This is a genomic window from Stenotrophomonas sp. 86428_Sma, assembly GCF_056481585.1.
In genome coordinates, this window is sequence record NZ_CM151156.1 from 2,204,748 (window position 1) to 2,228,242 (window position 23,495).

At 65.6% G+C, this 23,495-nt stretch carries 15 protein-coding genes; 9 read left to right on the forward strand and 6 right to left on the reverse strand.

Going from position 1 to position 23,495, the window contains the following annotated elements:
* Positions 1-56: 56 nt before the first annotated feature.
* On the reverse strand, positions 57-1,091 hold the full coding sequence (locus ACZK3J_RS10200) for a DUF1176 domain-containing protein (RefSeq protein ID WP_478476865.1): 1,035 nt from the start codon (positions 1,089-1,091) through the stop codon (positions 57-59).
* Positions 1,092-1,221: 130 nt separating this feature from the next.
* Between ACZK3J_RS10200 and ACZK3J_RS10205 the strand changes: the two genes are divergently transcribed.
* Complete coding sequence (locus tag ACZK3J_RS10205; RefSeq protein WP_478476866.1) at positions 1,222-4,134, forward strand: VIT domain-containing protein; 2,913 nt, start codon at positions 1,222-1,224, stop codon at positions 4,132-4,134.
* Positions 4,135-4,225: 91 nt separating this feature from the next.
* Here ACZK3J_RS10205 and ACZK3J_RS10210 read toward each other — a convergent pair whose 3' ends face one another.
* From ACZK3J_RS10210 to ACZK3J_RS10220, 3 genes are all read right to left on the reverse strand, one after another.
* Positions 4,226-5,383 carry a hypothetical protein gene (locus ACZK3J_RS10210; protein ID WP_134950750.1) on the reverse strand — a complete coding sequence of 386 codons (1,158 nt, stop codon included), beginning with the start codon at positions 5,381-5,383 and terminating at the stop codon, positions 4,226-4,228.
* Positions 5,384-5,510: 127 nt separating this feature from the next.
* Positions 5,511-6,491 (reverse strand): phosphatase PAP2 family protein, encoded by a 981-nt coding sequence (locus tag ACZK3J_RS10215; RefSeq protein WP_478476867.1) that lies wholly within the window; start codon positions 6,489-6,491, stop codon positions 5,511-5,513.
* Between the two features lie 143 nt (positions 6,492-6,634).
* Positions 6,635-7,837, reverse strand: a complete 1,203-nt coding sequence (locus ACZK3J_RS10220) for an acyltransferase family protein (RefSeq protein WP_134950752.1) — start codon at positions 7,835-7,837, stop codon at positions 6,635-6,637.
* A gap of 175 nt (positions 7,838-8,012) precedes the next feature.
* Here ACZK3J_RS10220 and ACZK3J_RS10225 point away from each other — a divergent pair, with 175 nt between their 5' ends.
* The 8 genes from ACZK3J_RS10225 (at position 8,013) to ACZK3J_RS10260 (ending at position 20,688) form a co-directional block, all read left to right on the forward strand.
* Entirely contained in the window at positions 8,013-8,873 is an 861-nt protein-coding gene (locus ACZK3J_RS10225) for a LytTR family DNA-binding domain-containing protein (RefSeq protein ID WP_134950753.1), read from the forward strand.
* 70 nt (positions 8,874-8,943) lie between these two features.
* Positions 8,944-10,069 (forward strand): peptide chain release factor 2 gene (gene prfB / locus ACZK3J_RS10230; RefSeq protein ID WP_097048047.1). Its coding sequence is split into 2 segments (ribosomal slippage): positions 8,944-9,018 and positions 9,020-10,069, totalling 1,125 coding nucleotides; the frame shifts between segments, so codons are not numbered across the junction.
* A 153-nt stretch (positions 10,070-10,222) separates the two neighbouring features.
* Entirely contained in the window at positions 10,223-11,005 is a 783-nt protein-coding gene (locus ACZK3J_RS10235; protein WP_032128808.1) for a helix-turn-helix transcriptional regulator, read from the forward strand.
* Between the two features lie 668 nt (positions 11,006-11,673).
* Entirely contained in the window at positions 11,674-13,059 is a 1,386-nt protein-coding gene (locus ACZK3J_RS10240; RefSeq protein ID WP_478476868.1) for an NAD-dependent succinate-semialdehyde dehydrogenase, read from the forward strand.
* A 63-nt stretch (positions 13,060-13,122) separates the two neighbouring features.
* On the forward strand, positions 13,123-14,763 hold the full coding sequence (locus ACZK3J_RS10245; RefSeq protein ID WP_197585335.1) for an acetolactate synthase large subunit: 1,641 nt from the start codon (positions 13,123-13,125) through the stop codon (positions 14,761-14,763).
* A 358-nt stretch (positions 14,764-15,121) separates the two neighbouring features.
* Positions 15,122-16,618 (forward strand): lysine--tRNA ligase, encoded by a 1,497-nt coding sequence (lysS, locus tag ACZK3J_RS10250; protein ID WP_478476975.1) that lies wholly within the window; start codon positions 15,122-15,124, stop codon positions 16,616-16,618.
* Positions 16,619-16,823: 205 nt separating this feature from the next.
* Positions 16,824-17,963, forward strand: coding sequence for a cyclic di-GMP phosphodiesterase response regulator RpfG (gene rpfG / locus ACZK3J_RS10255; protein WP_478476869.1), 1,140 nt, complete (start codon positions 16,824-16,826; stop codon positions 17,961-17,963).
* Position 17,964: 1 nt separating this feature from the next.
* The gene (locus tag ACZK3J_RS10260; RefSeq protein WP_478476870.1) at positions 17,965-20,688 is read left to right on the forward strand and encodes a response regulator; all 2,724 of its coding nucleotides are present in this window, start codon (positions 17,965-17,967) and stop codon (positions 20,686-20,688) included.
* Positions 20,689-20,700: 12 nt separating this feature from the next.
* Here the strand turns inward: ACZK3J_RS10260 and rpfF are convergent, their stop codons facing one another.
* Positions 20,701-21,570 carry a diffusible signal factor synthase RpfF gene (gene rpfF / locus ACZK3J_RS10265; RefSeq protein WP_012480080.1) on the reverse strand — a complete coding sequence of 290 codons (870 nt, stop codon included), beginning with the start codon at positions 21,568-21,570 and terminating at the stop codon, positions 20,701-20,703.
* Positions 21,571-21,769: 199 nt separating this feature from the next.
* Positions 21,770-23,446, reverse strand: coding sequence for a long-chain fatty acid--CoA ligase (locus ACZK3J_RS10270; RefSeq protein WP_049461178.1), 1,677 nt, complete (start codon positions 23,444-23,446; stop codon positions 21,770-21,772).
* Positions 23,447-23,495 lie beyond the last annotated feature (49 nt).

Below are 23,495 nucleotides of genomic sequence, written 5' to 3' on the forward strand. Positions count from 1 at the left end.
TCGCGAGCGGGGCCGTGGGCGGCGCGCTATGCGTGGATCCAATCAACTGGCCAAGCTCAGGGCGTCACCTCGGTCACCAGCGTCGGCATGTGCCATGCACCCCCGGCCGCGACCAGCCGGCACAGGCCGGAGGTGGATTCATCGATCTGCACAAAGTGGCGCCCGTCCCAGCCCCAACTCGCGGTGGACCAGCAATCGCCTAAGCCGCGGCCTTTGTGCGCCGAACTGATTACCCGACCATCGTCATCGCCGCCCGATGCGGTCACCAGCGTGGCCTTGAAGGGCGGCGCATCGTTCACCACCCAGTAGCCGATGCCTTCGTTGTAGGCGCCACGCCAGCAGAGCGTAGACACCAGCAGGGAAGTCCTCCCCAGCCGGGTCACGCGCAGCGCCTGCGGGCCGTCCACCATCGGCAGGCCTTCGGGTGTCAGTGCGACGCAGTCGCCGCTCGGGTTGGCCGCGGCCAGCGCCGCGCGCAGTGCGGGTGAGTGTTCCAGTGCGGCATCGGTGGCTCGTGCCGCCACCAATGGCGCCAGAACCAGCGTAGGCACCGGAAGTGCGGGAGGAACTGAGGCTTCGGCGCGCGACCCCTTGCGCATCAGCGCGCCGGGAGTCTCCAGCCGACCCTGAAATTCGTCCATCTTCAGAAGCACCGCCGAGGCGCCACGATCGGACAGCGTCCAGCGCTGGCCATCGTTGCCGACCGCCACGATGCGGCTGCTGCGCGCCAGGGAGGCCAGCAGTGCCTTGGTCTGCGCTGTAGGCAGTGTCGCCGTGTCTGCGGTCAACGACAGCGCGCCCAGATCTTTGCCGTTGATCTGCAGCGACAGCTGTGTCGGCAGCTTGACCTCGTTGTACTGGCCCAGCATCAGTTCGGCGCTGACCGGCTGGCCGGGTCCGCCCTTGCGAGTCAGCAGCACCGACACCGGCAAGTTGCCGCCGACATCGTCCTGGTAGCCGGCGGCGCGGCAGGTGCGGGTGTTGTCGCAGGCCAGCATCCAGTCGTAGTGGGCGAAGCGCACCCCTTTCACGCTGCCAGCGGCGGCGGCGCCGGCCAGGACCAGCAGGATCAAGGCAATCAACGGGCGCATGGTGCATCCCTGTGTGGCGAGGACTTCCATGGTGCTGGTTGGAGGGGCGTGTGTCGATGCGAGCGCAGGCGCCAACCCCATTACGGTTGCTGGTGCGTTCAAAGGTCCACGATCCCACTGGAGCCCGGTCATGGTCTTCGCCCGTTGCTGCACCGTGTTGTTGCTGGCCCTTGCGGCCTGGCCCGCTGGCGCACAGTCGCCGCCGATCTCCCGGCCGCAGGCCGCCACGCCGCTGCTGATCGCGCCGGCGGCTGAGCAGCCGGTTCAATTACGACACGCCCGCATCGAGGGCGAGGTGCAGGCCGGCATCGCTCAGACCCGGATCACCCTGGAATTCCATAACCCGAACCGGCGCGTGCTGGAGGGTGAGCTGCAGTTCCCGTTGGCCGATGGCCAGCAGATCTCCGGCTTCGCGCTTGATATCAACGGCGAGTTGCGCGAGGCGGTGCCGGTACCGAAGGACCGCGGCCGCCAGGTGTTCGAGGAAATCGCCCGCCGCGGCGTCGACCCGGGCTTGCTGGAACAGACCGCTGGCAACCAGTTCCGTCTGCGTATCTATCCGCTGCCGGCCGGTGGCAGCCGACGCGTGCAGCTGGTGATTCGCGAACCGTTGGCCTTCGCCAGCCAAGGCTGGCAGTGGACGCTGCCGCTGCAGTTCGCCGCCGGTGCAACCTCGGTTGAGCTGAAGCTGCAGGCCCCCGGCGCGGCGAGCGCAGGTACGGCGCCGTTCCGCATCAGCGCGGGCCAGTTGCAGTGGCAGGGCAAGGGCGCGCAGCTGCCCAGGCAGCTGCAGTGGAGCCTCCCGGCAGCCCGCCAGGCACAGCTGCAGGTGGCGCCCTGGGAGGATGGCCATTACCTGCTGGCGCAGCTGCCGGTGGCGGCCAGCAGCACGCCCCGCACGTTGCCCAGCGAGATCGGCCTGCTGTGGGATGGCTCCGGTTCGGCGGGGCAGCGCGATCGCACGCGCGAGTTTGCGCTGCTCGATCGCTATTTCGCCGCACTGGGCGACGGCACCGTGGCCTTGACCGTGCTGCGCGATCGCGCCGAGCCGGTAAGGCGCTTCCGCATCCGCGCCGGTAACTGGAGTGAGCTGCGTGCGGCACTGCAGGCCGTACGCCCGGACGGTGCCAGCGCGCTGGCGCAGTGGCAACCAGAGCAGAGGGTGAAGGAATACCTGCTGGTCAGCGATGGCCTGCTGACCTATGGGCCGGAACAGCTGCCGGCGATGGCGCCGGACCAGCGCCTGTTTGCGATCAGCAGCGCCGGTGCGCGCACCGATGCCGTGCGACTGCGTGGTTGGAGCGAAGCGCATGGCGGCCGCTTCGTTGCGCTGGGCAAGGATGTCGATGCGGCGGCGCGCGAGCTGCTGTCGTCTCCGTTGGATGTGCAGGTCGATGCGGGGCGCGGCGTGCAGGACGTGGTGATCGATCGTCGCAGTGAAGCCCATGGCTGGTTGTGGCTGCATGCACGACTGGCGGCCGACGGTGTGCCGATGCGGGTGCGCGTGGGTGGCGGCGAATGGCAGGCGATGCCGGCAACGCAGAAGAGTGAAGACGGCGAGCTGCTGGCCGGCTTGTGGGCGCAGGCGCGCCTGCAGCAGCTGGCCGCCGACCGCCGTGGCAACCGCGAGGCGATGCAGCGCCTGTCGCAGCAGTTTGGCCTGGTCGGCCCGGACACCTCACTGATCGTGCTGGAGACGTTGGAGGACTACCTGCGCTATGCGATCCGCCCGTCCGGCAAACTGCGCGCCGAGTACGATGCCCGCTTCGCACGGCAGGTGAGCGATCGCGCCGCTGCCGATCGCCAGCGCCTGGACCAGGTTGCCGCACGTTGGAAGGAGCGCCAGCAGTGGTGGAACCGAAGCTGGCCGAAGGGAGCGCCTCCGCAGTTGAAGGGCGGGGCGCTGGAAGTTGCATCCGCGGATTACGCGATGGACTCGGCGCCGGTGGCGATGCTCGCCGCGCCGGCCCCGGCGGTACCACCCGCCCCGGCACCGATGGCCGCCGCCGCCGAGCAGCGCATGGAAGCCAGCAGCGCGCGTGCGCGTCGCTCAGCACCTGCATCGAACATGGCCCTCGATTCAATCACGGTCACTGGTGGCCGTGTCGCTGCGCCCGCTGCCGCCAACGAGGGCGAGCTCGGCATCCAGTTGGCGGCCTGGCAGCCGGACTCGGCCATCGCCAAGCGCCTGCGCGAGGGGCCGCCGTCGCAGTTGTATGACCGTTATCTGGCCGAGCGCGATGCCCACGCCGACAGCAGCGCGTTCTTCCTCGACGTGGCCGACCTGCTGCTGGAGCAGGGCCAGCGCGAACTGGCACTGCGCGTGCTGTCGAACCTGGCCGAGATGGACCTGGACAACCGCCACCTGCTGCGTGTGCTCGGTTACCGGCTGATGCAGGCTGATGCCCCCGCACTGGCGGTGCCAGTGTTCGAGCAGGTGCTGGCGATGGGCCAGGAAGAACCGCAGAGCTTCCGCGACCTGGGCCTGGCACTGGCGGCTGCGGGCAAGCCGCAGCAGGCGCTGGCGCCGCTGTACCAGGTGGTGGTGCGGCCGTGGGACAATCGTTTCGATGGCATCGCCCTGATCGCGCTGGATGAGTTGACCAACCTGGTGGCACGCAGCACGCCCCGGCTGGATACCACCAGCATCGACCCGCGTCTGCTGCAGGCGATGCCGCTGGACCTGCGCGTGGTGCTGTCGTGGGATGCCGACAACAGCGACATGGACCTGTGGGTGACCGACCCGAACGGCGAGCGCGCGTACTACGGCAACCGCCTGACCTATCAGGGTGGACAGATGTCGCAGGACTTCACCGGCGGCTATGGTCCCGAGCAGTTCTCGCTGCGCAACGCCAAGCCCGGCAAGTACAAGGTGGAGGCCAATTACTTCGGCAGCCGCCAGCAGCTGGTGACCGGTGCGACGACACTGATGCTGCGGCTGACCACGCACTGGGGCACGCCGAAGCAGAAGGACCAGATGGTCACGATGCGGCTGAAGGATCGTGCCGAGACTGTGCTGGTGGGCGAGTTCGAGGTGAAATGATCGATCCCGGGCTTTTGTAGAGTCGAGCTTGCTCGACTGCCTCAAGGTGGAGCCGAGCCCATGCTCGGCTCTATACGACGCAATCCTGCTGCTATTTCCCGCGCATCCATGCGTCGAGTTGTCTAGCCAACGTACGATTCTTGTAGGCAGATGCAGCTGAGCCAGTGCCTGGAACCAGATTGATTCCTAGTCGTGCGTTTATCTGCTTGACCCATTCAGGGAAATGATCAAGCGTGGCGCCGATGATTGGCGGCAATTGGAAATCATTGCTGGTGGGTTCGTCCCGGTAGGCGACGTAGGAGCCATTGCCGACGCTCAGATTGATTGACCAAGGGGTATCAGGCCAGCTGTTGAGATCAAGTCTGATCCGGGGATGCCCCGGCTCGCTGCTGTACTCACCTCCGTGATAGAGGGTGATGCTGGCATTCCAATCACGGATGTTGTCAACGTGCCAGCCCTCCCGCTGCGCCAACTGGACTGCGTCGCCCGTCATGATCCGGGTATCGTGCATCTGCGCCAGATGTTCGCAGAGAACGTCGAACTCGGCGTCCGCTGCGCAATGGGGCCGGGTCGCCTCGGCGGTGTGATGAAGCAGGGAGAGCACATGGCCGCGTTCCCTGTCTTCGGGCCAGTTCCTGGCTATCAGGTCGTTTGTCATCTGGATGCGTGTGTCCTCATCGAGCAGTGCAATGAGCGCCATGCCCCAATAGAGGATTCGACCCATACCCTTGATATCGTGTTGCAGGAACCGAGTTGTCTCGAGAATGGTTCGCGCAAATGGGCGATATGGCAGAAATTTATCGACCTTCTCTCGCTGGGCCTGGAACGACTGGTACTTCCTGCAGTGCTCCACCAGACGCGTGCGCTGTTTCAGATCCGCGGCATTGGTAACCACACCGCTTGGCAGCTCGCCATGTTCATTGAAGCCGAAGCAGAAGAGATGCGGGAGGCTGAGGCCTGGCTGGCGTGTGTCGTAGCCCACATGGAGCTTCGTGAGCTCCTGGTACGCGGCAACAAGGATGGGAAAGTCTCTCTGCGGAAGTCCTGCGACCTTCCAGTCTCCCACTCGCAGCCAATGGAAGTAGAAGCGTTGCAGCATATCCTGGGGCAGGCCGTTACCAGCCCTTGGTGCGAGTGCCGCGAGTTGATAGTGATAACTCGGATAGAAGTCGCCCTGACGTTCTTCAGCAAGCGCAGCCTCCTCTGATTCAATGAAGGCGGCCAGCATACTGATGTCGGATTGATCCATTGCAGGTCTCCAGGGCAAAGGTCCACTTCCGTCTGGAAGGCGACCAGGGAGAATCGCAAGGTTCTTGGGAACATCCAATGCGAATAGTTGCAAATGCCGTGAAGGTAACCAACAGGTAGGGTTAGTCTCAGACCTTGGAGACCCCATGCGGAATCCACTGCATCCACCGCGCCAGTGCCACACCGCCACCGAGGATCAACAGCGTGCCAACGGTCTGCCACAGCACTTCGGTCGCCGGTACATCAGGCAGCGGAATGGCCGCGGCGAACAGGTCGATCAACGGCCGTGCCAGTAGATAGATCACCACCACAGCCAGCACGCGCAACCCCCGCTGCACGATGTTCTTCGGATCCACCGGCCAGCCGCGCCATTGCATCCACGCCACCAGCAGGCCCAGCGCGAGCAGTCGCCCGGCTTCACCAACTGGAACGAAGCGGGTGGTCGCCGCCGCCCATGCCAGCAGCACGCCAAGCCCCAACAGGACCGGCAGTTGCCATTGCCTGCTTGAGCGCATCCCTGGCATCAGCTGCCATGCCAACAGAGCCACGCCGATGCCGATCAGCCATCCGCCCAGCACGTCGGCCAGAAAATGCCGGCCCAGGTACATCCGTGACAGCGCCATCAGCAGCGGCCAGCCCAGCGCCAACGTCCAGCGCAGCCAGCGTCGGCGAATGCCGAAGGCCAGCAGCAGGCCGACGCAGGCAGCGGTGGCCACGCCCACATGGCCACTGTTGAAGCCATAGTCGGCGTCGGGCTGCGCGCGCAGCATGGCGGTGGACTGCGCATCGGGCAGTGACCAGAACGATTGTCCGCCGCCGTTGACCACGAAGGGGTGCGACGGCACCCCTTCATCCAGTACGCGCGCATCCACATCCGACGGGCGGGGCAGGGCGGCGCCCTGTTTGATTGCATGCGTGGCACAGGCCATCAGCAGCACCGCCAGCATCACGCAGAGGCCAGCGCGAAGGCGTGCCCCGAATGCACATACCAGGATCAGCGCGGTATAGGCCATTTCATAGCCGAGCAGGCTGATGAACTGCATCAGCGCCAGCATCCCGCCGGCGTCGAAGGTCTGCTGCAGCCACAGGTGCCAATGGGTCTGGAACATCCGTTGTCCTCATTGCGCTGTTGCCATACGCGTAGGTGCTGACATTGGCGGATTATCGGTTGGTGGACGGGTAGAGCCGAGCCCATGCTCGGCTCACGACAGAAGCAGCCGAGCGCGGGCTCGGCTCTACAACGGCACCGAACTCAGCGCGCCGTTGCGGCGCGTGCAATCGGCGACGCTGGCGGATCGGCACGTAGGCCGAACAGCGGCCGCAGCCAGCGCGAGCGGCGGATCAGCAGCTCGTGGATCAGCAGGCAGCCGCCGATGGTACCGGCCAGCAGCAGGGCCGGTTCCATCCACGGGCCCAGTTGCAGTGGCTTGAGCCAGAACAACAGCACGATGATCAGGCTCTGGTGCAGCATGTACCAGGGATAGATGGCCTCGGTGCAGTACCGCAGCCAGCGGAACGGGCGATCAAGGAACACCTTTCCCCAGCCCAGGATGGCCAGCAGCGCGGTCCATACGTACAGCGACTGGCTGGTCCGGACCTGCAGGTCCCAGAACGGTTCGGGCCATTGCCGCAGGGGGGAATCGGCCGCCAGCACCTGGCCAAGGATGCGCAGGCCCATGTACCAGCCGACCGCCGCCAGTGCCAGCCACAGCGTGGTGCGGCGCAGGGCCACCACCCGTTCCCAGAACAGTGGCTCGCGACCCAGCAGGTACCCGGCCAGGAATACCGTGGCGTACTTCGCGTGCTGGTACCAGTCGCCGAGCAGGGCATTGGTGGACGGATAGATCGGCTCCAGCCAGATCACCCAGGCCAGCAACAGCGCGAACGGAGTGCCAATCAGCAGCGCGGGCGAGGCTGCAACGCGTGCCATCGCGCCGCGCACTACTGTCGTTCCCAGCAATGGCATCAACAGGGCCAGCGCCAGGGTGTAGTTCCACAGGTAGGCCAGGTACCACAGGTGGTTCCAGGTGATGCCGTACTGCCAGCCGGCGAAGCTGCCTTCCGGCCAGGGCCGCACCTGCCAGTAGCGCAGCAGGAAGTGGCCGAAGCCCGGTGCCACATGACCGTTGGACACGCCTTCGCAGTACGGCTGGATCGGTACGATCACTAACATGCCGAACAGCAGGGGCAACAGCAGCTTCCAGGTGCGCAGGCAGGCGAAGCGCAGCAACCTGCCTTCGGGTCGCATCAGTGCGATGGCGATGCCCGAGATCAGGAACAGCAATGACATCCGCCAGCGATTGACGAACACCATCGGCCACTGCAGCCATTCGGCCGTGTGCACGCTCTTGAGGTGGAAGCCCCAGTCGTCCACATAGGCCATGGCGGTGTGATAGAGGATCAGCAGGGCGAAGGCGAACACGCGCAGGGCGTCGATGTCGTGGCGTCGGGTCATGGGGGTGGTGTGCCGGAGAGTCGAGCCAAGGTGACGCCGCCCGGTCCGAGCAGCGACTTCCAAGGGGCCGCCGGAAGCCGCGCAGTGACCAATGGCGGGGGTGGTGGGACCAATGGAGCCGCTACCCTCGGTCCCTTGAGGCAGGCTGGAGCACCGCAACGACATGGATGCAGCAATGACCCAGGGCCGACCACCGCGCTGGCGCACGTCAACCCGCCTGCTGGTATGGGCGGCCATCCTGTCCGCTTCAGCAGTGACCAATGCGCTGGTGGAAGTGATGGATGCCGGTCGCCGTGGTGCCGATCTGGGTTTGTGGGAGCCGATGATCTGGGAGTTCAGCAGCCTCGTCCCGATCCTGCTGACCCTGCCGCTGCTGTGGCGGGCCTGCGAGCGTTGGCCGCTGCATGCCGATACCTGGAAGCAGCGATTGCCGCTGTATCTGCTGGCCAGCGTCGGCTGGTCGCTGCTGCACGTGGTCGGGATGATGCTGCTGCGGCACCTGGCCTATGGAGCGCTGGGCTATCGGTACCAGGACGATGCCGGCTGGCTGGAGCGTTTTGCGTACGAATACCTGAAGGATGTACGCACGTTTGCGATGTTCGTGGCACTGGAGCACTTTGCGAGCTGGTTTGGCCGGCGCCGGCAGGGTGAGGCGAGCCTGCTGGCCGAGCCCGATGTCGGCCCGCCGGTGGAACCGGTCGAGCGCCCCCAGCACTTCCTGGTGCGCAAGCTGGGCAAGGAGTTCCTGGTCGCCACTGCCGACGTGGAGTACGCCCAGGCGGCGGGGAACTACGTGAACCTGCGGGTACGCGGCCACGACTACCCGCTGCGGATCACCATGGCGGTACTGGAACAGCGGCTGGACCCGGGTGAGTTCCTGCGTCCGCACCGCAGCTGGCTGATCCATCGGGGCCAGCTGCGCTCGATCGAGCCGCTGGACGGCGGCGAGGCCCTGCTGCACATGGCCGACGGGGCGAAGGTGCCCTGCAGCCGGCGCCAGCTACCGCTGCTGCGGCAGGCGCTGGGGGCAGGGTGAGGCCCTCATTCCGGGCATCCCCGGCCTGCGGTATCATTACCAGTCATCTTTTGAATGCATAACCGCCGACATGATCGAACTGAATCCTGTCCGCCAGCGCATCACCGATCTGACCGATCGCGTGCTGTCGCTTCGGGGGTATCTTTGACTACGACGCCAAGAAAGAGCGTCTTGAAGAAGTAACGCGGGAGCTGGAAAGCCCCGACGTCTGGAACAACGCCGAATACGCCCAGAACCTTGGCCGCGAGCGTTCCAGCCTGGAAAAGACCGTGGGCGGCATCGCCTCGGTGCTGGACGGCCTGGCTGATGCCACCGAACTGCTTGAGCTGGCCGAGTCTGAGCAGGACGAGGACACCGCGCTGGCCGTGGTCGCCGACCTGGACAAGCACCAGTCGCACGTGGAGAAGCTGGAGTTCCAGCGCATGTTCTCCGGCGAGATGGACAATGCCGCTGCGTTCGTCGACATCCAGGCCGGTGCCGGTGGCACCGAAGCCCAGGACTGGGCCGAGATCCTGCTGCGCATGTACCTGCGCTGGTGTGAATCGCGCGGCTGGAAGACCGAGCTGATGGAAGTCTCCGGTGGCGACGTCGCCGGCATCAAGTCGGCCACGCTGCGCGTGGAAGGCGACTATGCCTACGGCTGGCTGAAGACCGAGACCGGCGTGCACCGCCTGGTGCGCAAGTCGCCGTTCGACTCGGACAACCGCCGCCACACCAGCTTCACCTCGGTGTTCGTGTCGCCGGAAATCGATGACAACATCGACATCACCATCAACCCGGCCGACCTGCGTACCGACGTGTACCGCTCGTCCGGTGCCGGTGGCCAGCACGTGAACAAGACCGAGTCGGCGGTGCGAATCACCCACATCCCGACCAATATCGTCGTGGCCTGCCAGACCGGCCGCAGCCAGCACCAGAACCGCGACAACGCGATGAAGATGCTGGCCGCCAAGCTGTACGAGCTGGAGATCCAGAAGCGCAACGCCGAAAAGGACGCCGTGGAAGCCACCAAGTCCGACATCGGCTGGGGCAGCCAGATCCGCAATTACGTGCTCGACCAGAGCCGTATCAAGGACCTGCGCACCGGCATCGAGCGTTCGGATACGCAGAAGGTGCTCGACGGCGACCTGGACGAGTTCGTCGAAGCCAGCCTGAAGGCCGGCCTGGCCGTGGGCTCCAAGCGCGTCGATGCCTGATCGACGTGCCTGCGCGGAGATCGTCACCCTCGCGCGCAACGCCGAGGGTGGTTGAACCGTTTTTGTGTAGAGCCGAGCCATGCTCGGCTGCTGTTCGCGAGCTGGCGGATGCGTCGAGCATGGCTCGACGCTACAACGGGTATGGCGGTGGCGATGATGCGCAGCGAAAGTGAACGCAAGGAACTTGGCGGCTTCCTCAAGGCCTGCCGTGCCCGTGTCGACCCCGCCACGCTCGGCCTCCCGGCCGGGCGCCGGCGTACCCCGGGCCTGAAGCGCGAGGAAGTCGCACTGGCGATCGGCGTCAGCGTCAGCTGGTACACCTGGATCGAGCAGGGTCGCGAAGTGCGCGCCTCGCCCGAGGTGCTGGAGCGGCTGGCGCAGGTGCTGCGCATGAGCGACGACGAACGCGCCTATGCGTTCGCGCTGTCCGGCTACGGCGTGCCACTGGAATCTCCCGACGAAACGGTGACCGATGGCCTGCGCCAGTTGGTCGAAGCGATGCAGCCGATCCCGGCTTACGTGCGCAATACCCGTTACGACATCCTGGCGTGGAACCCGGCCATCGCCGAGCTGTTCGTGGATTACAGCCAGCTGGCGCCGCACGAGCGCAACACGCTGCGGCTGATGTTCCTGTATCCGCCGTACCGCACGCTGATCCTCAACTGGGAAGAAATGACCCGCGGCCTGCTGGCAGGCTTCCGCGCGGCGATGGCGCAGGCGCCGGACAAGGCCCCGTTCCTGGCGCTGGCCGAGGACATCGCTGCGCACAGCGAGGAGTTCCGCCAGTGGTGGCCGGAGCACGACGTGCGCCGGTTCGACGAAGGTGCGAAGAAGCTGAACCACCCCACGCGCGGGTTGCTGGACCTGCAGTACGTGGCGCTGGTGCCGGAGAGCCGGCACGATCTGTCACTGGTTACCTACCTGCCGCGTAGGTAGCGGGTTGTTCGGCAGGGCTTGCAGCCCTGCACCTGCTTCAAGCCGAAGCAACGGCAACAGCAACAGCGAGCTATCCGTGGGTTGGCGGGGCGGTGTCGGAGTGCGGGGACGCCGCAAGTACGTCCGTGTAGGCTTGGCAGCCGCTTGCTCGTGTGCGCAGTCCTGCGCACACGGCAAGACCGGGGTTGGGCGTCCTGCCCAACCCGCCCGAGGCATGCCTCGGGCCCATGCGGCTGACACCCCGCACCCCGACACCGCCCCGCCTTTGACAGTTTCTCGTGATCTGGTAGATCCACGCCATGCGTGGATGGTTTTCGATCTCAATTGGAGATATTTGATTCCGAAAGAGATTCAGCCACGAATGACGTGGATCTACTGTGGCGACCGACTCGCGTCTGGGGCAGAGCCCCCTGAGTCAGGGGGCGGCCGCGAAGCGGCGGGGGTCTGGGAGCTGGTAAGTGGGGCCCGCGGTTCGCGTAGCGAAGCGTGGGAGCGGTAGCGCGCATGCGATGGCGCGTACCCAGGACGCAGCCCTGCCGATAACCCCATTCAGGCAGGTAAGTGCAGGTCACAGGATAAGCAGACGCCTTGTTGTGCCCGTCGATCGGGTCCACATTCCTGTGCAGGAGACGGGCCGCCGCCCGTTGTCGAGACACCAGGAGACCTGCATGTCCGCTGCCCCCAGCACCGCCATTTCCCGCGATCCGGCCACCGGCCAGCAGATCGCCAGCCATCCCTTCGCCACCGACGCCGAACTGGAAACAATCCTGGATCGCGGCCAGGTTGGCTTCGCGGCCTGGAGCGCCAGGAGCCTCGAACAGCGTGCAGACGTACTGCGTGCGATGGCCGCGGTACTGCGCCGTGACCGTGAAAAGCTGGCTGCACTGGCCACCGCCGAGATGGGCAAGGTGCAGGCCGAATCGCTGGCCGAGATCGAGAAGTGCGCCGTGCTGTGCGACTGGTACGCCGACCACGGTGCGCAGTTCCTGCGCGACGAACCGACCCAGGTGCCCGACGACAAGGCCTACGTGTCCTACCTGCCGCTGGGCGTGGTGCTGGGCATCATGCCGTGGAACTTCCCCTACTGGCAGGTGATGCGCGCGGCGGTACCGATCCTGATGGGCGGCAACGGCTTCCTGCTTAAGCCGGCCGAAAACATCGTCGGTACCGCGCAGCTGCTTGACGCCGCCTGGCGCGACGCAGGCCTGCCGGAAGGCACCTTCATCGCCGCCAACATCAGCCGCGAGGGCACCAGCCGTGCGATCGCCGATGACCGCATCGCCGCCGTCACCCTGACCGGCAGCGTGGCCGCCGGCCGCAGCATTGCCGCCCAGGCCGGGCAGGCGCTGAAAAAGGTGGTGCTGGAACTGGGCGGCTCGGACCCGTTCATCGTGCTGGCCGACGCCGATCTGGACGCTGCCGTCGAAGCGGCGGTGGCCTCACGCTTCCAGAACACCGGGCAGGTCTGCATCGCCGGCAAGCGCATCATCGTTGAAGACGCGGTGTACGACCGCTTCGTGGCGCAGTTCTGCCAGAAGGTGCAGGCGCTGACCATCGGCGACGGCCGTGAAGCCGGCAACCGTATCGGCCCGATGGCACGCCAGGACCTGCTGGAACAGCTGGACGCGCAGGTACGGGCCTCGGTGGACGCGGGCGCGAAGCTGCTGGTCGGCGGCCATCAGCTGGATCGCCCAGGCGCGTTCTATGCCCCCACCGTGCTGGCGGACGTGGAGCCGGGCATGCAGGCTTTCGATACCGAGACCTTCGGTCCGGTTGCCTCGATCAGCCGCGCCCGCGATGCCGACCATGCGGTGGAACTGGCCAACCAGAGCGAGTTCGGCCTCAGCGGCAACCTGTGGACCGGCGACCGAGCGCGGGCCATGCAGCTGGCGCGCCGGCTGCAGACCGGCGGCGTGTTCGTCAACGGTTTCTCCGCCTCTGACCCGCGCGTGCCGATCGGTGGCGTGAAGAAGAGCGGCTTCGGCCGTGAGCTCTCGCACTTCGGCATCCGCGAATTCGTCAACGCGCAGACGGTGTGGTTCGACAAGCGTTGACGCGCAGCTTCCATCCTTCCTGCAACGATCCATCATCAGTCCAGCGAAAAGGACGGCATTCCAATGTCCAAGGGTTCAGATCTGCTCGTCGCCGCGCTTGAGAACGAAGGCGTCGAGCGTATTTTCGGTATTCCCGGCGAAGAGAATCTCGACGTGGTCGAGTCGCTGCGCCATTCCAGCATCGAGCTGGTCATCACCCGCCACGAACAGGCGGCCGTGTTCATGGCGGCGACTTATGGCCGGCTGACCGGCAAGCCGGGTGTGTGCCTGGCCACGCTTGGCCCGGGCGCGCTCAACTTCACCACCGGCGCCGCCTACGCGCTGCTGGGTGCGTGGCCGGTGATCATGATCACCGGCCAAAAGGGCATCGTCGCCAGCAAGCAGGCGCGTTTCCAGATCGTCGACATCGTCAGCACCATGAAGCCGCTGACCAAGCAGGCGCGGCAGATCGTGTCGGCGCGCACCATTCCGACCATCGTCCGCGAGGCATTCCGTACCGCGCTGGAAGAGCGCCCGGGCCCGGTGCTGCTGGAGCTGCCCGAAGACATCGCGGCCGATGAGGTCGGGGACGTAGCGCTGATTCCGCCGCACGCGGTGGATCGTCCCATTGCCAGTCCGGAAGCACTGGACCGCGCGGCGGAGATCATCCGCAACGCCAAGCGCCCGCTGCTGATGATCGCCTCGGCGGCGTCGCGGCCGCAGTCCAGCGAAGCGTTGTCGGCATTCGTGCTGCGCGCGGGTATTCCATTCTTCACCACGCAGATGGGCAAGGGTGCGGTGGCCGGTGGTTCGGGCCTGTACATGGGCACCGCCGCGCTGACCGAGCGCGACTACGTGCACATGGCGATCGACCAGGCCGACGTGATCGTGACGATCGGCCACGAGGTCACCGAGAAGCCGCCGTTCGTGATGCGCCCGGGTGGGCCGACCGTGATCCATATCGGCTATTCGCAGGCAGCGGTGGAGCAGGTGTACTTCCCGCAGGTGGAAGTGATCGGTGACATCGGCCGTTCGCTGACCCAGCTGGCCGACCGTATCGAAGGCGCAGTGCCGAATGCCGACGCGCTGCTGCCGCTGCGCACTACCATTCTGGAACACTTGGCTGACCGTGCCGAGGAAGCTGGATTCACCCCGCAGCGGCTGGTGCACGACGTGCGCCAGGTGATGCCGCCGGACGGCATCGTGGCGCTGGACAACGGCATGTACAAGATCTGGTTTGCGCGCAATTACCGCACCCAGGTGGCCAATACGCTGCTGCTGGACAACGCGCTGGCGACGATGGGCGCGGGCCTGCCGTCGGCGATCATGGCCTCGATCCTGTACCCGCAGCGGCGGGTGCTGGCGGTGTGCGGCGATGGCGGTTTCATGATGAACAGCCAGGAGCTGGAGACCGCGCGGCGGCTGGGCCTGAACCTGGTGGTGCTGATTCTCAACGACGGCGCCTACGGGATGATCCGCTGGAAGCAGGCGGTGGATGGCTTCACCGACTACGGCATGACGTTCAGTAACCCGGATTTCGTGAAGTATGCGGAAGCCTATGGCTGCAAGGGGCATGAGGTGACGGCCATCGAGCAGTTCATCCCGACGCTGGAGGCGGCGTTCAACGAGGGTGGGGTGCACCTGGTATCGGTGCCGATCGACTACTCGGAGAACCAGCGGGTGCTGGTGGACGAGCTGCGGCAGGCGTTTCCCGGGAACGGTTGACGCCTACCGGGGCATCGGCTCCCCGGAATCCGGTAGGTGTCGACCTTGGTCGACACGATGGAGCGCCAACGAAGGTTGGCGGCTACCAGGCGGCGGGCAGTGGGCCTGGTAGGTGTCGACCTTGGTCGACACGCGGACCGCCAACCAAGGTTGGCGGCTACCAGGCGGCGGGCAGTGGGCCTGGTAGGTGTCGACCTTGGTCGACACACGGACCGCCAACCAAGGTTGGCGACGACCAGGCAGGGCCCCGGCCCAGGGCTGGGGCGGGGCGGTTTTGGTATGCTGGGCAACCGGCTGTGCCGGGCGCAACATCCCCCCTCACTACACGATTCCCGCAGATCCATGAGCGAAGCTACCGATACCCCCCCCCGTTGACGAAAACAAGTTGATCGCCGAGCGCCGCGAGAAACTCAAAACGCTGCGTGGGCAGGGCATCGCGTACCCGAACGATTTCCGTCGCGAGGACTTCGCCGGCCGCCTGCAGGAAGAATTCGCCGACGCCGAGCAGTGGACCGCCGAGGCCCTGGAAGGCAACGGCCGCCAGGTGAAGATGGCGGGCCGCCTGATGGCAAAGCGCATCATGGGCAAGGCCAGTTTCGCGCAGATCCAGGACGAGTCCGGCCGCATCCAGCTGTTCCTGCAGGGCACGGTGCTGGGCGATGCCTACACCGCCTTCAAGGGCTGGGACGTGGGCGACATCATCGCCGTCGAAGGCGGCCTGACCCGTACCAAGACCGGCGAGCTGTCGGTCAAGGCCGAATCGATCCGCTTGCTGACCAAGTCGCTGCGCCCGCTGCCGGACAAGTGGCATGGCCTGGCCGACGTCGAGCAGCGCTACCGCCAGCGCTATGTCGACCTGATCGTGACCCCGGAGTCGCGCGCGGTGTTCATCAAGCGCTCGAAGATCATCCGCGCCATGCGCGCGTGGCTGGACAACCGCGACTTCCTGGAAGTCGAAACGCCGATGATGCATTACATCCCCGGCGGCGCGGCGGCCAAGCCGTTCACCACCCACCACAATGCGCTGGACCTGGACCTGTACCTGCGCGTGGCGCCGGAGCTGTACCTCAAGCGCCTGACCGTGGGTGGCCTGGAGCGCGTCTACGAGATCAACCGCAACTTCCGCAATGAAGGCGTCAGCACCCGCCACAACCCGGAATTCACCATGATGGAGCTGTACGAGGCCTATGCCACGTACAACGAGATCATGGACCTGACCGAAGGCGTGATCCGTGACGTGGCCAGGACGGTCAATGGCGGCACCGAAGTGGAGTGGGACGGCGCGAAGATCGACCTGGGCCCGGCGTTCCGCCGCTGGCGCATGGACGAGGCTGTGCGCCACCACAACCCGGAAATCTCTGCTGCCGACTGCACCGACCGCGAGGCGCTGCTGCGCCATTGCGAGCGCTTGAAGATCCGCGTCAAGCCGTCCTACGGCTGGGGCAAGCTGCTGCTGGAGATCTTCGAAGCCACCGTCGAGCACACCCTGATCCAGCCGACCTTCATCACCGACCATCCGGTGGAGGTCTCGCCGCTGGCCCGTGCCAACGACAACGATCCGGGCTACACGGACCGCTTCGAGCTGTTCGTCAACGGCAAGGAGCTGGCCAATGGCTTCTCCGAGCTGAACGACCCGGAAGACCAGGCCCAGCGTTTCCAGGCCCAGGTAGCCGCGAAGGAAGGTGGCGACGACGAGGCCATGCACTACGACGCCGACTACATCCGTGCGCTGGAGTACGGCATGGCACCGACCGGCGGCCTCGGCATCGGCGTTGATCGCCTGGTGATGCTGCTGACTGGCAGCAGCTCGATCCGTGACGTGCTGCTGTTCCCGTACATGCGTCCGGAGCAGTAAGTCGTCTTTTTGACTCCTGTTTGTGCGCGCCGTCGCGAAATGAGACGGCGCGATTGACGCCTCCCGCACTCGGCGTATCGTTAATGCACTACCTTGACGTCTGTTGTGGCTTGATCGGCGCCAGGGGGAGTGCGCATTGTGGAGAGTCCGCTTCACAATGTGATGACGATCATGAACCGGGACGCATGACACGGGAGTCAGGCCGATGCAGGGTGCGAGCGTTCGCAGCGGCAGGGTATCCTCGCCTGCTGATGATCCAGCATGGTCGAGAAACCAGGCAGAGTACGCGTTGAACATCGTCATTGTTGACGACCAGACGTCCGCCCGGACGATGCTGCGTCACTTCATCGAAGATATCGCGCCGGAACTGAGCGTGTATGACTTCGGTGATCCGCTGACCGCATTGGCCTGGTGCGAGGCGCATCCGGTCGACCTGCTGCTGCTCGATTACCGCATGCCGGAAATGGACGGGCTGGAGTTCGCCCGCCGTTTCCGTCGCCTGCCCAAGCATCGCGACATTCCCGTGATCCTGATCACCGTGGTCGGCGACGAGCCGATCCGTCAGGCGGCGCTGGAAGCGGGGGTCATCGACTTCCTGGTCAAGCCCATCCGTCCGCGCGAACTGCGCGCGCGCTGCTACAACCTGTTGCAGCTGCGCCAGCAGACCGAGAACGTGAAGCAACGCGCGTTGTCGCTGGAGCAGCGCTTGCTGGCCAGCATGCACGAGGTCGAGGAACGCGAGCGTGAGACACTGTCGCGGTTGGCACGGGCGATCGAGTTCCGTGATGCCGGCACCAGTGCCTACCTCGAACGCATGGCGCGCGTAGCAGGGCTGATCGCCGAGCAGCTGGGCCTGCCCGAAGACGACGTGCGCCTGATCGAGATGGCCGCGCCGCTGCATGACATGGGCAAGATCGCCATTCCCGATGCAGTGCTGCTCAAGCAGGGCAAGCTCAACGACGAGGAGCTGGCGATCATGCGCCGGCACCCACGCATCGGCCATGAGCTGCTCAGTGGCAGCCAGAACCGCTTCATCCAGGTCGGCGCATTGATCGCGCTGCGCCACCACGAACGTTACGACGGCAGCGGCTACCCGGATGGGCTGGTCGGTGAGGCGATTCCGCTGGAAGCGCGCATCGTCGCCGTGGCCGACGTCTTCGACGCACTCATCTCACCCCGTCCGTACAAGGAAGCATGGACCATGGAAGCCACACTGGCCTATCTGTATGCCCAGCGTGGCCGCCTGTTCGATCCACGCTGCGTGGATGCGCTGATGCGCGGCCACCAGCAGTTGATGGATATCTGCGCCCAGCACTCGACGGCATCGACGCGACCGGGTGGGTGACATGCAGGACCTGTTCGCACGCGTGAGGCGTCAGTTGGCGCAGCGTCCGGATTCGGAACATGGCCAGGCGATCGTGCGGGTGGTGCTGATCTCGCTGATCCTGGTCTATGTGCTGTTGTCCGGTGCCCGTCTGCATCGGCTGGATCAATACCAGGGCGTGCTGGCAACGGTGCTGACCGGATTGGGCCTGTCACTGCTGCTGATTGGCTGGTTGCTGTGGAAGCCGGAGCGCTCCGATCCGCGGCGGGTGGCCGGGATGCTGGCCGACTACGGCCTGATCGCGGTCGGCATGATCCAGATGGGTGAGCCGCTGGCGTGGGTGTATGCGGTGGTGATATGGGTCACGGTGGGCAACGGCCTGCGCTTCGGGCCGCGTTACCTGGCCGCTGCCATCGTGCTGGCGATGGTCAGTTTCGGCACCACCGTGCTGTTGACCCCTTACTGGCAGGCCAACCTGGGGCTGGCCATTTCCCTGTGGTTGGGGTTGCTGGCAGTACCGTTGTGCTGCTCCTCCCTGCTGCGCCGAAGGATGCGACATCCGACCATGGATACGACTCCCGCCGCTGGCTCCGACAAGCGCTCGCTGCTGGCACGCTTCAAGCAACGCCTGTCCGGGCGCGAGGACAGCGAGCACGCGCAGAACCTGATCCGCATCATCATCACGGCGCTGTTCATCAGCTATCTCGGCTGGCGCTCGCTGAGCGGCGGCGGTGAGGCACTGACTGCGACGTGGCTGATCCTCGCCTTCGAGCTGACCATTTCCGCCGGCCTGCTGACCGCGATCCTGGTCAATCCGGGTGTGTCGCATGTGCGCCGGGTGATCGGCATGCTGACCGACTACACCTGCATGGCCTGGATCATGACCATCCAGGGTGAGCCGGCGGCACCGCTGTATGCGGTGATGCTGTGGGTCACGATCGGCAACGGCATGCGCTACGGCAGCACCTACCTGCGCGTGGCCACGGCCATGGGCTGCCTGGCCTTCCTGTGCACGGTGATGCTGTCGCCGTACTGGCGCGGCCACGACTATCTGGGCTGGGGCCTGCTGCTGGGCCTGGGCGCGATTCCGCTGTACTTCGATTCGCTGCTGCATGCCTTGACCCGGGCGGTGGCAGAGGCGCGCCAGGCCAACGAAGCCAAGAGTCGTTTCCTGGCCAACATGAGCCATGAGTTCCGCACGCCATTGAACGGGCTGGCCGGCATGACCGAAGTGCTGGCCACCACCCGCCTGGACGACGAACAGCGCGAGTGCCTGAACACCATCCAGGCCTCGACCCGCAGCCTGTTGGCGCTGGTGGAAGAGGTGCTGGACATCTCCGCGATCGAAGCCGGCAAGGTGCGCGTGGAGTGGCACGAGTTCGCGCTGGCCGACGTGCTGCAGGCGATCAACCTGATCCTGACCCCGCAGACCCGCTCCAAATCGCTGGACTATCGCGTGCAGGTGGATGACAACGTGCCGCCGCGCCTGCTGGGTGATGCCGGTCATCTGCAGCAGATCCTGCTCAATCTGATGGGTAACGCGGTCAAGTTCACCGACAGCGGCTACGTGCATCTGCGCGTGTCCAGCCCCGATGTGCTGGGCAGCGAGCGGATGCGCCTGCGATTCGAGATCGTCGACAGCGGCATCGGCGTGCCGGTGGCGCTGCGCGGCCGGCTGTTCAATGCCTTCGAACAGGGCGATGTCGGCCTGGCCCGCCGGCATGAAGGCACCGGTCTGGGCACCGCCATTGCCAAGGGCCTGGTCGAGTCGATGGGCGGGCAGGTCGGTTATGCGCCGAACAGCCCGCGTGGCAGCGTGTTCTGGGTCGAGATCACGCTGGACGTCGCAGACACTTCATCAGCCCCGGCGGTTCCGTCCGAGGTGGCTGAAGCCGGCAATGTCATCGCGTTCTCCAATCCCTTCCTGCGCCATCGTGCGCGGGTGCGCAGCCTGCGGGTGCTGGTGGCCGACGACCACGAAGCCAACCGCATGGTGCTGCAGCGGTTGCTGGAGAAGGCCGGCCACAAGGTCACCTGCGTCAATGGCGGCGCCGAAGTGCTCGATGCGTTGGAGCAGGCCAGTTACGACGCAGCGATCGTTGATCTGCACATGCCCGGCATGAGCGGACTGGACCTGCTCAAGCAGTTGCGGGTGATGCAGGCCAGTGGCATGCCTTACGTTCCGGTCATGGTGCTGAGCGCAGACGTCACCCCCGAGTCCATCCTGCGTTGCGAGCAGGCCGGTGCCCGCGCCTTCCTTGCCAAGCCCGTGGTGGCCACCCGTCTGCTGGAAGTGCTGGCCGATGTCGCCGCCAATACCCGCGCCGAGTCCGGCATCCAGTCGGTGCCGGCATTGCCGGTTGGCGATGGCGTGCTCGATACCGCGGTGCTGGACGAGCTGGCGTCGCTGGGCATGGGCGATGGCTTCGAACGCAAGTTCATCGACCAGTGCCTGGCGGACGTCGACGCGAGCATGGGCCAGCTGCAGGGCTGCGGCGAGCACCAGGCCTGGGAGGATTTCCGCGAGCACGCACACGCGCTGCGCGGTGTGGCGAGCAACCTGGGGCTTGTCCAGGTTGCCGCCTCCAGTGGCGAAATCATGCGCATGGCGGACTGGCAGCTGAAGGGGGAATGGAACGCCCGCCTCGGCAGCCTGGCAACCGCCCTGCGCAACGGCAGGAATGCGTTGGCTGCCCGTAGTGCGGGAGCATCGCACCGCGACGACAGCGAGCGCAGCCCGTCCTGACCCGCCAGACGGTCAGGCCGGGTCGCCATTGCGCCGGGCCTGCGCCCGTACCAGCCGATCCATGGTGCGCAGGGACTTCTCGCCGAGCTGCATGGCGGTGTCCACCCAGATCTCGGTGATCCGCATCATTTCATGCAGCGGCACCATGGTGGCGATCTCGTTGACCTCACGCATCGCCGCCCACGCGTGCGGAATGCGCCGGCTTTCCTTGATCACCTGTTCGACCGCGGCAACGCCTTCGCCCACCGGCACCACGATGTCGACCAGGCCCATCTCCTTCAGCTGGCTGGCGGTGTAGAGGTTGCCTTCCAGCATGATCTTCTCGGCCAGGCGCGGGCTGATCCGCTGGCACAGGAAGGAGTAGGCGCCCATGCCCGGGAACAGGTCGAACAGCACCTCGGGCAGGCCCATCAGCACGCCTTCCTCGGCGACGATGGTGTGGCAGCTCAGTGCGGCCTCGAAGCCGCCACCCAGTGCATTGCCCTGGACCAGGGCGATGCTGTGGGCACGGGTGCCCAGGCCAGCATGGAAGGCATGCACGCCGCGCACGCAGCGTTGGGCATAGTCGAGCAGGCGGGCGCGGTCGCCCTCGCGGATCAGGCGGCAGAACAGTTCGAGATCGCCACCCAGGTTGAACACGTCGCTGTCCGAGGCAAGAACGACATGGGGTGACAGAGCGTGCGAGGCGCTGAGGCGATCGCCCAGTTCGCGCTGGTAGTCGACGATGTCATCGACCAGGCGCGAGGCGAAGCACGGCCGGCCCGGCTGGTTGACCAGGTTGGCGTGCATGTGGATCCAGTAGACATCCCGCTCGGGTTCTTCGGTGATACGCAGGGTAGGGTGCTGCGAGGGACGGGTGATGATGGGGCGTACTGCGGACATGGGAGTTCTCCGTGTGACCGTCCGGCCAACCGCAGAGCGGACGGAGAGGAGTGAGGGGGCGGGCTGAACGTGCGGCGGCGACTGATTCTATGCACCCGTCGTGAACCGCCCGCAAGCGCTGTACCGGCCATGTTCCGGTAATAAAAAGACCCCGCCGTCTCCGGCGGGGTCCCTGTACTCTCCCGTTGCCCGGAAACCCTTACTGGGCGGGCGTATCACGCAGCTCGCGACGGAGGATCTTGCCGACGTTGGTCTTCGGCAGCTCCTTTCGGAATTCTACGATTCTGGGGTGCTTGTAACCGGTCAGGTTTGCCCGCGCATGTTCCTTGACCATTTCCGCGGTCAGGTTCGGGTCCTTCTTCACGATCACGACCTTGACCACTTCGCCGGACTTTTCGTCCGGGACACCGACGGCGGCGACTTCCAGCACGCCCGGCATCATCGCGATGACGTCTTCGACCTCATTCGGGTACACGTTGAAGCCGGACACCAGGATCATGTCCTTCTTGCGGTCGACGATGTAGAAGAAGCCCTGTTCGTCCATCTTCGCCATGTCGCCGGTGTGCAGCCAGCCGTCCGCATCGATGGCGGTGGCGGTTTCTTCCGGACGCTGCCAGTAGCCCTTCATCACCTGCGGGCCCTTGATGCACAGCTCGCCCACTTCGCCCAGCGCCAGGATGTTGCCGTTGTCGTCCTTGATGCAGGCATCGGTGGACGGGATCGGCAGGCCGATGGCACCGTTGTACTCGGGCAGGGTGAGCGGATTGATGCAGGCCGCGGGCGAGGTCTCGGTCAGGCCATAGGCTTCGACCAGGGTCACGCCGGTGACCTTCTTCCAGCGTTCGGCCACGGCACGTTGCACCGCCATGCCGCCGCCCAGGGTGAATTTGACCGAAGAGAAGTCGATCTCGTCGAAGCCCGGGGTGTTGAGCAGGCCGTTGAACAGCGTGTTGACGCCGGTGATGGCGGTGAAGCGGGTGCCCTTGAGCTCCTTGACGAAGCCCTTCATGTCGCGTGGGTTGGTGATCAGGTGGTTGCAGCCACCGAACTTCATGAAGACCAGCCCGTTCGCGGTCAACGCGAAGATGTGGTACAGCGGCAGGGCAGTGATGATCACTTCCTTGCCCGGCTCGATGCCGGAGGTGGACAGCCACGCTGACGCCTGCTGCATGTTGGCGATCAGGTTGCGGTTGGTCAGCATCGCACCCTTGGCCACGCCGGTGGTCCCGCCGGTGTACTGCAGGAAGGCAATGTCGTCGTGGTCGATCTCGACCGGCGGAAGCGTGTGCCGGCTGCCCAGCTTGAGCGCCTGCTTGAAGCGGACGGCGCCCTTGATGTGGTAGTTGGGCACCATCTTCTTGATGTACTTCAGCACGAAGTTGACGATCGCGCCCTTGGCGCCGAGCAGGTCGCCCAGGCCGGTGGTGACCACGTGCTTGACCGGTGTATCGGCGATGACCTGTTCGACGGTGTCGCCGAAGTTGTCGACCACCACCAGGGCACTGACGCCGGCATCAACCAGCTGGTGCTTGAGTTCGCGCGCGGTGTACAGCGGGTTGACGTTGACCACGGTCAGGCCGGCGCGCAGCACGCCGAAGGTGGCCACCGGGTACTGCAGGCAGTTGGGCATCATCAGGGCGACGCGGTCACCCTTCTTGAGCTTGAGCTCACCCAGCAGGTAGGCGGCGAACTGGGTGACCAGCGCGTCCGTCTCACCATAGGTGAGGACCTTGCCGAAGCTGGAGTAGGCGGGACGGTCGCGGAATTTCGCGACGGAAGCGTCGAAGACCGAGGCGACCGAATGGAATTCGTTGACGTCGATTTCGGCGGGAACGCCTTTCGGATAGCTCTGCAGCCAGGGACGATCCAGACTCATATTCCCCCTCCAGGAATCGTGATGTTTTAGGTTACGGCCCTGAGCGTAT

Excerpts from the sequence above, each read along its gene's own strand:
- ACZK3J_RS10270 (WP_049461178.1), bottom strand. The coding sequence starts at position 23,446 with ATGAGTCTGGATCGTCCCTGGCTGCAGAGCTATCCGAAAGGCGTTCCC.
- ACZK3J_RS10260 (WP_478476870.1), top strand. The coding sequence starts at position 17,965 with ATGCAGGACCTGTTCGCACGCGTGAGGCGTCAGTTGGCGCAGCGTCCG.
- rpfG (WP_478476869.1), top strand. The coding sequence starts at position 16,824 with ATGCAGGGTGCGAGCGTTCGCAGCGGCAGGGTATCCTCGCCTGCTGAT.
- ACZK3J_RS10210 (WP_134950750.1), bottom strand. The coding sequence starts at position 5,383 with ATGGATCAATCCGACATCAGTATGCTGGCCGCCTTCATTGAATCAGAG.
- ACZK3J_RS10205 (WP_478476866.1), top strand. The coding sequence starts at position 1,222 with ATGGTCTTCGCCCGTTGCTGCACCGTGTTGTTGCTGGCCCTTGCGGCC.
- ACZK3J_RS10225 (WP_134950753.1), top strand. The coding sequence starts at position 8,013 with ATGACCCAGGGCCGACCACCGCGCTGGCGCACGTCAACCCGCCTGCTG.
- ACZK3J_RS10240 (WP_478476868.1), top strand. The coding sequence starts at position 11,674 with ATGTCCGCTGCCCCCAGCACCGCCATTTCCCGCGATCCGGCCACCGGC.
- ACZK3J_RS10220 (WP_134950752.1), bottom strand. The coding sequence starts at position 7,837 with ATGACCCGACGCCACGACATCGACGCCCTGCGCGTGTTCGCCTTCGCC.
- rpfF (WP_012480080.1), bottom strand. The coding sequence starts at position 21,570 with ATGTCCGCAGTACGCCCCATCATCACCCGTCCCTCGCAGCACCCTACC.
- ACZK3J_RS10245 (WP_197585335.1), top strand. The coding sequence starts at position 13,123 with ATGTCCAAGGGTTCAGATCTGCTCGTCGCCGCGCTTGAGAACGAAGGC.
- ACZK3J_RS10200 (WP_478476865.1), bottom strand. The coding sequence starts at position 1,091 with ATGCGCCCGTTGATTGCCTTGATCCTGCTGGTCCTGGCCGGCGCCGCC.
- ACZK3J_RS10235 (WP_032128808.1), top strand. The coding sequence starts at position 10,223 with ATGATGCGCAGCGAAAGTGAACGCAAGGAACTTGGCGGCTTCCTCAAG.
- ACZK3J_RS10215 (WP_478476867.1), bottom strand. The coding sequence starts at position 6,491 with ATGTTCCAGACCCATTGGCACCTGTGGCTGCAGCAGACCTTCGACGCC.